The sequence below is a fragment of the uncultured Sphingomonas sp. genome (assembly GCF_964237155.1).
In the GTDB taxonomy this organism is placed as follows: domain Bacteria; phylum Pseudomonadota; class Alphaproteobacteria; order Sphingomonadales; family Sphingomonadaceae; genus Sphingomonas.
In genome coordinates, this window is sequence record NZ_CAXSHH010000094.1 from 1 (window position 1) to 7,662 (window position 7,662).

Annotated in this window: 8 protein-coding genes and 1 pseudogene; 7 read left to right on the forward strand and 2 right to left on the reverse strand. The window is 68.4% G+C overall.

What is annotated here, in order from left to right:
- From ACFE71_RS13910 to cobD, 4 genes and pseudogenes are all read left to right on the forward strand, one after another.
- A pseudogene (locus ACFE71_RS13910) lies at nucleotides 1–275 on the forward strand (ABC transporter ATP-binding protein); the annotation flags it as partial.
- Between the two features lie 14 nt (nucleotides 276–289).
- Entirely contained in the window at nucleotides 290–1,759 is a 1,470-nt protein-coding gene (locus tag ACFE71_RS13915; RefSeq protein ID WP_375429376.1) for a cobyric acid synthase, read from the forward strand.
- Nucleotides 1,760–1,761: 2 nt separating this feature from the next.
- Nucleotides 1,762–2,691, forward strand: a complete 930-nt coding sequence (gene cbiB, locus ACFE71_RS13920; RefSeq protein ID WP_375429377.1) for an adenosylcobinamide-phosphate synthase CbiB — start codon at nucleotides 1,762–1,764, stop codon at nucleotides 2,689–2,691.
- Nucleotides 2,688–3,683: a threonine-phosphate decarboxylase CobD gene (gene cobD, locus ACFE71_RS13925; protein WP_375429370.1), complete on the forward strand. Its 996-nt coding sequence runs from the start codon at nucleotides 2,688–2,690 to the stop codon at nucleotides 3,681–3,683. The genes cbiB and cobD overlap by 4 nt, the downstream gene beginning before the upstream one ends.
- Here cobD and cobU read toward each other — a convergent pair.
- Nucleotides 3,680–4,195, reverse strand: coding sequence for a bifunctional adenosylcobinamide kinase/adenosylcobinamide-phosphate guanylyltransferase (gene cobU, locus ACFE71_RS13930; protein ID WP_375429371.1), 516 nt, complete (start codon nucleotides 4,193–4,195; stop codon nucleotides 3,680–3,682). The genes cobD and cobU overlap by 4 nt on opposite strands.
- Nucleotides 4,196–4,433: 238 nt before the next feature.
- Here cobU and ACFE71_RS13935 point away from each other — a divergent pair, with 238 nt between their 5' ends.
- The gene (locus tag ACFE71_RS13935; protein WP_375429372.1) at nucleotides 4,434–4,829 is read left to right on the forward strand and encodes a helix-turn-helix domain-containing protein; all 396 of its coding nucleotides are present in this window, start codon (nucleotides 4,434–4,436) and stop codon (nucleotides 4,827–4,829) included.
- A 309-nt stretch (nucleotides 4,830–5,138) separates the two neighbouring features.
- Here ACFE71_RS13935 and ACFE71_RS13940 read toward each other — a convergent pair whose 3' ends face one another.
- Nucleotides 5,139–5,603, reverse strand: a complete 465-nt coding sequence (locus ACFE71_RS13940; protein WP_375429373.1) for an EthD domain-containing protein — start codon at nucleotides 5,601–5,603, stop codon at nucleotides 5,139–5,141.
- Nucleotides 5,604–5,690: 87 nt separating this feature from the next.
- On the opposite strand from ACFE71_RS13940, the gene ACFE71_RS13945 reads away from it, so the two are divergent.
- Nucleotides 5,691–6,677, forward strand: a complete 987-nt coding sequence (locus tag ACFE71_RS13945; protein WP_375429374.1) for an AraC family transcriptional regulator — start codon at nucleotides 5,691–5,693, stop codon at nucleotides 6,675–6,677.
- 479 nt (nucleotides 6,678–7,156) lie between these two features.
- Nucleotides 7,157–7,477 (forward strand): hypothetical protein, encoded by a 321-nt coding sequence (locus tag ACFE71_RS13950; RefSeq protein WP_375429375.1) that lies wholly within the window; start codon nucleotides 7,157–7,159, stop codon nucleotides 7,475–7,477.
- Nucleotides 7,478–7,662 lie beyond the last annotated feature (185 nt).

The window sequence follows — 7,662 nt, forward strand, 5'->3', positions numbered from 1 at the left end:
TCGATCCGCGCGCCCAGCACCGTGTGCTGAGGCTGCTGCGCGGCCATGTCGACGGTTTTGCGGGCGGGGGCGGGGGCGGGGGCGGGGCCTTGGTGGTCCTCCACGACCTCGACCTCGCCGCGCGTTATGCCGACCGGCTGGTGTGGATGGCGGGCGGCGCGATCGTCGCCGACGGCCCGGTCGCCGACACGCTGACACCCGCGCGCATCGCCGACGTGTACGGCGTCGCGGCGCGTGTCGAGGGCGGGCGCGTGCTGATCGACGGTCCCGCGTGACCGCCCGCGCCCTGATGGCGCAGGGGACGGGCTCGGATGTCGGCAAGTCGCTGCTCGTCGCCGGGCTGTGCCGGATCGCGAAGCGGCGCGGCTTGTCGGTCGCGCCGTTCAAGCCGCAGAACATGTCCAATAACGCGGCCGCCTGCGCGGACGCCGACGGTTCCTGGGGCGAGATCGGCCGCGCCCAAGCGCTGCAGGCGCGCGCAGCAGGGATCGCGCCGCATGTCGATTTGAACCCGGTGCTGCTCAAGCCGCAGAGCGACGCCCGCGCGCAGGTGATCGTCCATGGCCGCGCGATCGGGACGGAGGACGCCGCCGCCTACATGGCCGGGCGGCGGCGCCTGCTGCCCGCCGTGCTCGACAGCTTCGCGCGGCTGACGGCCGCGCATGACCTGGTGATCGTCGAGGGCGCGGGCAGCCCGGCCGAGGTCAACCTGCGCGCCCGCGACATCGCCAATATGGGTTTCGCGCGGGCGGCGGGGGTGCCGGTGGTACTGGTGGGCGATATCGACCGGGGCGGCGTCAGCGCGGCGTTGGTCGGCACCCGCGCGGTGATCGACCCTGCCGACGCCGCGATGATCGTCGGCTTCGCGATCAACAAGTTCCGCGGCGACGCGACGCTGTTCGACGCAGGCGTCCTCGCGATCGAGCGGGCGACCGGGTGGCGTTGCTTCGGCGTGATCCCCTGGCTGGATGCCGCCGCGCGCCTGCCCGCGGAGGACGCGGTCGTGCTGGAGCGCCCCGTCGCGCGGCGCGGGGGCGGCGTGAAGATCGTCGCGCCGATGTTGTCGCGGCTCGCCAATTTCGACGATGCCGACCCGCTGCGGTCGGAGCCGGGCGTCGAGTTCGACTTCATCCCGCCCGGGCGGCCGATCCCCCGCGACGCGGACGCGGTGATCCTGTTCGGGACCAAGTCGACGATCGCCGACCTCGCCTTCCTGCGCGCGCAAGGGTGGGACCACGACATCCTGGCGCATGCCCGCACCGGCGGCCGCGTGCTGGGGGTGTGCGGCGGGTTCCAGATGCTCGGCCGCGTCATCCGCGATCCGCGCGGGATCGAGGGCCCGCCCGGCGAGGCGGCGGGGCTGGGACTGCTCGACATCGAGACCGAGATGCTGCCGGGCAAGCGTGTCCGCCCCGTAGCGGGCCGCTGCGCGCGGACGGGCGCGTCGGTGAGCGGCTATGAAATCCACTCCGGCCGAACGACGGGCGCGGCGCTGGAGCGACCGATGCTGACGCTGGAGGACGGCCCCGACGGCGCGATCGGTGGCCTGATCGAGGGAACGTACGTCCACGGATTGTTCGTGGACGACGACTTCCGCCGGGCCTGGCTCGATCGGCTCGGTGTCGCGCCCTCGCCGCTCATCTATGACGACGCCGTGGAGGCGGCGCTCGATGAGGTCGCCGACGGGATCGCCCGTGCGGTCGATGTCGACGCGCTTTTCGCGGCGGCGCGCGCGCCCGGCTGGAGTCCGGATGCGTGACGATGCATGCCGCGACCATGTTGGCGGCGCTTGCGCTTGAAGGAGTGCTGGGCTGGCCGGATGCGGTCCATCGCCGAATCGGCCATCCGGTGAGCTGGTTGGGCGCGTTCGTCGACCGGCTCGACGCCACGCTCAACCGACCGGGTTTCGGACCGGCCGTCCGCTATCTGCTGGGAATGGTGGCGACGATCGCCGTGGTGGCGGTGGCGGTCGGCACCGCGCTGGCCATCGCGGCGGTTCCGGGTCCGATCGGGATCGGCGTGGAGATCGGGGCCGCCGCCACGTTGGTCGCCGCGCGCGGCCTGTATGCGCATGTCGATGCGGTCCGCCACGCGATCGAGCATGACGGGATCGCGGCGGGGCGGATCGCGGTCGCGCGGATCGTCGGGCGCGACGTGACGCCGCTCGACGAGGCCGGCGTGGCGCGCGCCGCGATCGAGAGCCTGGCCGAGAACCTGTCCGACGGCGTCGTCGCCCCGCTGTTCTGGGGCGCGGTCGCCGGGCTGCCGGGTATCGCCGCCTACAAGGCGATCAACACGCTGGACTCCATGATCGGGCACCGGACCGCGCGGCACGAGGCATTCGGTGGCTTCGCGGCGCGGCTTGACGACCTCGCGAACCTGATACCGGCACGGCTGACGGCCGGGTTGATCGCGGTGGCGGCATGGTCGTGGGCCGCCGCCCGGATCGCGTGGCGCGACGCCCGGCGGCACCGCTCGCCGAACGCGGGCTGGCCGGAGGCGGCGATGGCGGGCGCGCTCGGCATCCGCTTGTCGGGTCCGCGCCGCTACGGTGATCGGACTGCCGATGAACCCTGGCTCAATCCGGCGGGCACCGATCCTGACGCGGCGGCGATCGGACAGGCGCTGTCGGTCGCGGTGCGTGCCGTTCTGCTCGCGGCGGGACTGCTCGCCGCGGCGACGTTCGCGTGAGCGGCGATCTTCTTCACGGCGGCGCGCTGGGCGCGATGCGGGCGGCGTTTCCCGCCGCCCCGGAACCGTGGATCGACCTGTCGACAGGGATCAACCCCTGGCCCTACTCCGTGGATGCGATCGAGCCTGAGGACTGGTCGCGGCTGCCGACTGACAAGGCGCGCGCAAGGTGCGTCGGCGCGATGGCCGGCGCGTTCGGGGCCGAGGCGGCGGCCATCCTGCCGGTACCGGGCAGCGAGCTCGCGATTCGCCTGTTGCCGCTGGTTCTACCCTCAGCGACCCTCGCGATCGTGTCGCCCACCTATGGCGACCACGCCCGCGCTTGGGCGGCTGCGGGCCGATTGGTCCGGGCGGTGCCGACGTTGGATGCGGCGTTGGCGGCTGGAGCGGATGCGATCGTACTGTGCAATCCCAACAACCCGGACGGCCGCGTCGTATCACCCGACACGGTGTTTGCGGCGGCCGAGGCCCAGGCGGCACGGAGTGGCTGGCTGATCGTCGACGAGGCGTTCGCCGAGGTCGAGCCGTACTTGTCCGTGGCGGCGCATGCCGGCCGGACGGGGCTGATCGTGTTGCGATCGTTCGGCAAGTTTTACGGTCTGGCGGGGCTGCGGCTCGCGGCAGTGCTCGGGCCGCCCGGCATATTGGGTGAAATGCGGTCGTTGGTCGGGCAATGGGGGGTGTCGGGGCCAGCACTCCGTCTGGGGGCCACCGCCTACAGCGATGATCGGTGGCGACGAACGACGGCCGACCGGCTCGCCCACGCGGCCGGGTCGCTCGACGCGATAGTGGTAGGCGGCGGGCTGACGATCGTGGGTGGGACATCGCTGTTCCGGTTCGTGCACGCTCCCGACGCGCATGCGCGGTGGGCGACGCTGGCCGGGGCAGGGGTATATGTCCGCCGCTTCGTCGACCTGCCACACCATCTCCGGATCGGACTGCCCGTCGACGACGCGGGTTCGATGCGGTTGGCGGCGGCGCTGGCCCGTTAACCCTTCAGCGTGAGCGGCAGCCCGGCGGCGACGAACTCCACCCGGTCGGCGAGGGCCGCGACCCGCTGGTTGAGCCGCCCCTGCTCATCCCGAAACGCGCGGCCGAGCGGCGTTTCGGGCACCAGCCCCATGCCGATTTCGTTGGAGACGAGTAGCAGCGTCGTGCCCGGCCGGGGTGCGACCATTTGATCCAGCAACAATCGCGTGGCCCGTTCGACGTCATGACCGCCAAGCATCACATTGGAAAGCCATAGGGTGAGGCAGTCGACCAGAAGCACGTCATGCTCGACCTTCGCGCCGGCGATCGCGGCATGCAGGTCGACCGGTGCCTCGACCGTATTCCAGTGTTTATCGCGTTCCGCTCGGTGGCGCGCGACGCGCTCGATCATCTCTTCGTCGTAGGTCTGAGCCGTGGCGATGAACGTCCGGGATCCTGGGAGCGCATCGGCGATGGTCAGGGCCCTGCGGCTCTTGCCGGAACGCGCGCCACCCAAAATGAAGATCGCGGTCATACCGCCTTATGCGCGGTTCGACGGTCGTTGCACGTCGATATTCACGAGTGCTCGTAAATGGTGCCGGGCTGGCAGAGCAAAACAATTGCTCTCGCGCCAGCAGCCAGCAGCCAGCAACTAGGTTTTACATAACAAAACATAGCTTTGGAGGCGTGTAGCGGCAAAGTATAAATGTCGCCGTCCGCAATGTAGAAACGGCACTGGTGGCACGCGCCGTTCTTCGGTTCGAGGAATAGCGATGATGACGGTGCTGAGCATCAGCCACAACGAGCTGTCGCGGTTCGACACATTGCAGCGGGTCGAGCAGCGCGAGCTGAGCGCGGAGGACGCGGCGGTGCTGCTGGGTGTGTCGCGACGGCAGGTGTTCCGGATGCTGGCGGCGATGCGCGAGCGTGGTGCCGAGGGTCTGGTGTCGAGCAAGCGCGGGCGACCGAGCAACCGCCGCCTGTCGCCGGCGCGCACCGACACGGCGATCGCGCTGGTGCGCGAGCATTATCATGACTTTGGGCCGACCTTCGCGGCCGAGAAGCTCGAAGAGCAGCACGGCATCCGGATCAGCCACGACACGCTCCGCAAGCTGATGATCGAGGCCGGGCTGTGGACGACCAGGCAAGCACAGCGTCTTCCGCTTTGACACCAGCTAACGGCTGTTTTCGACCATGCCGCTCCCGAAACCTGCCCGAGCGTCAATCATCATCCTTCGCCGTTCAGCCGTCAACACAGCGCTGACGGAAGACCCGTCGTGCAAACACGAGTTCGCGCGTCGGCACCGATCATGAATGAGTGTCTGAAGTTGGGACGCATGAAAGTAGGCGGGAATGGCTGCTTCTTGGTCCTCGGCCGAACTTAGGCAGGAGAGGGAAGCACATGCCCGGTTCCCCTCCTTACGATCGCCGAACGGCAATCGCAGCCGACGCGACTGGCCGACACCAAGAGCGGATCACTAGCCGATCACCACTTCCTCCTCGGTGACGACCCTGCCATAGGACGACAGATCCATGAAGTTGACGTGATCGGGATCGACCTTCTTGAGGAAGTTCTCCGAGAAGTAGAGCGCGTTCATATCCTCCATGCTGTCGAACCATCCTTCCACGACCGAATCGTAATCCGGACCGGAATAGTCGGGCGCGGAGACGGGATAGGAGACGACGAAGCGTCGTATGTACCGGCGAGTCTCCGGAATCGCCATGAGAAGCGGTCTGTGGACATCGCGCTGGTAACGAACGAACTCGTCATGGCTCATGCCCACGCGGCGCTTGATCGTGATGATCATTTTTATCATTGGCTTGGTTTTCCTTGGCGCTGCGCCGGTGGCGGTTCGGGAGAGCGCAGGGGCGGCGGCGATTGTGCCGGCGATGGCGAGGCTCGCGACGACGAGGCGACGTGAAGGATCGTTGCTGTCGTTCATAAGGTCTCCGGGTGGTGGGCATCACTAGGCGGTGGGCCTTGGATGATCTATGCGCCAGCGTCCTTCATAATGTCGTGATCGTCTTGAATGTCCGTGGATCCCCTCTCAGATGTGCTCTCGCTGCTGAAGCCGCACACCTACATCGCCGGCGGCTTCGACCTATGCGGCCCCTGGTCGATCGAGTTCGATCCCCACACCGGGATCAAGTGCTACGCGCTTTTATCCGGCACCTGCTGGCTGGCGCTCGAGGGCCTGCCGGAGGCGGTGCCGCTGGAGGCGGGCGACTGTGTTCTCCTGCCCAACGGGCGACGGTTCCGCCTGACCAATGACCTGGCGCTTGCGCCTACCCCGTTCGAGCGGCTGCAGCCCGTGGAGTGGCGCGGTGGGATCGCCACGTTGAACGGCGGCGGCGACACGCTGATCCTGGGCGGTCACTTCGCCTTCGCCGGCGCGCATGCCGACATGCTACTGGGAGCCATGCCGCCGGTCGCGCATTTGCGTGACGACCGGGATAAGATGAACCTTCGCTGGGCCCTGGAGCAGATGCGGCGCGAGTTGGCCGAGGAACAGCCAGGTGGGATATTGGTCGCTCAGCACCTCGCTCACATGATGTTGGTGCAGGCGCTGCGGCTTTACCTCACCGGCTCGGCGGGAAGGCACGTCGGCTGGCTGTTCGCGCTCGCCGACACGAAGCTCGCCGCCGCGATCGGCGCCATGCACGCGGAGCCAGGCGCCCGCTGGACCTTGCCCGCCCTGGCGGCGAAGGCGGGCATGTCGCGATCGAGCTTCGCCCGAGCGTTCAAGACGACGGTCGGCACCTCGCCTCTCGACTACCTGACTCGCTGGCGCATGCTGCTCGCGGGCACCCGCCTGACCAACGGCAAGCAGCGACTGTCGTCTATCGCCATCTCGCTCGGCTATGATTCGGAGAGCGCCTTCAGCACCGCGTTCAAGCGTACCATGGGATGCTCGCCAAAGGCGTATGCGCGCTCCGGGCCGCCGGCAAGCTCACGCCATCCATGGGCAACGACCGCCATAGCTCGTACCGCTGACGGCCAAGAGGCACGGGGATAGAAGCTTGCATCGTGTTGGTTGCCGGAGTGTCAAAACCGAACGAGACCACTGAAAAACGGACGAATGCCGGTCAACCGTGGCCCTGTTGTCAACCGGCGCGGGATCTTGACCCCGGATCGGCGCTCAAGATTGGCTCTGACTCGGATTTGATGACGTCGGGCGCTGAGTATCCTGCTCGGCAGGAGATCAGGGCTATGTCTTGGAGGTTCAGATTGTCAGCTCTTGCTCCCAAGGGTCTCGCCGTCGGAGAGGTGCTGGTGAACGAGGCTGCGGTGGTGATCACCGTACGCTCGGCGGAGATCGCGGCGAGTTGCCCGAGCCGCGGAGTCGAAGCACGCCGCACTCACAGTCGCTAGATCCGGAGCTTGGCCGATCCTCCGATTTCGGGTCGCGCGGTTCGCCTTCGAATCGCGGCTCGCCGCTTCCGGTGCAATGAAGCGCGCTGTACGCGGCGCATCTTCGCGGAGCGAACCGCGGCGTTGACACCTTGGTCGCGGCGAACGGCGCGGCTGGACGACCTGACGCATCACCTTGGACTGGCGCTTGGTGGCCGGCCAGGGGCGGGGCTCGCGCGGCGCCTGATGCTGCCGGTCAGCCGCGACACGCTGCTGAGGTTGGTGCGCCGACGGGGAGCGCCAGCCTTTACGCCACCCCGGGCGGTCGGGATCGACGACTGGGCCTGGAAGCGCAGCCACCGCTACGGTACCCTGGTCTGCGACCTGGAGCGGCAGCGCACGATCCGCCTGCTTCCGGACAGAGAACCCGCGACCGCGCGGGCTTGGGTGGAAGAGCAGCCTTAGATCGAGGTGGTGACGCGCGACCGCGGCGGCGGCTATGCCCTTGCGGCAACCCGAGCGTTTCAGGTCGCCAATCGCCGGCACCTCATGGCCAGCACGAGCGAGGCGTTCCTTGCGGCGACCCGCGGCTCCATGATCTTCCCTCGGTGTGGCGGACACCGTTGGTTAGCCCGCCATGCGTTTCTCGG

Coding starts and splice junctions, on each gene's coding strand:
- ACFE71_RS13935 (WP_375429372.1), top strand. CDS start 4,434: ATGATGACGGTGCTGAGCATCAGCCACAACGAGCTGTCGCGGTTCGAC.
- ACFE71_RS13940 (WP_375429373.1), bottom strand. CDS start 5,603: ATGAACGACAGCAACGATCCTTCACGTCGCCTCGTCGTCGCGAGCCTC.
- cobU (WP_375429371.1), bottom strand. CDS start 4,195: ATGACCGCGATCTTCATTTTGGGTGGCGCGCGTTCCGGCAAGAGCCGC.
- ACFE71_RS13945 (WP_375429374.1), top strand. CDS start 5,691: ATGTCCGTGGATCCCCTCTCAGATGTGCTCTCGCTGCTGAAGCCGCAC.
- ACFE71_RS13915 (WP_375429376.1), top strand. CDS start 290: ATGGCGCAGGGGACGGGCTCGGATGTCGGCAAGTCGCTGCTCGTCGCC.
- cbiB (WP_375429377.1), top strand. CDS start 1,762: ATGCATGCCGCGACCATGTTGGCGGCGCTTGCGCTTGAAGGAGTGCTG.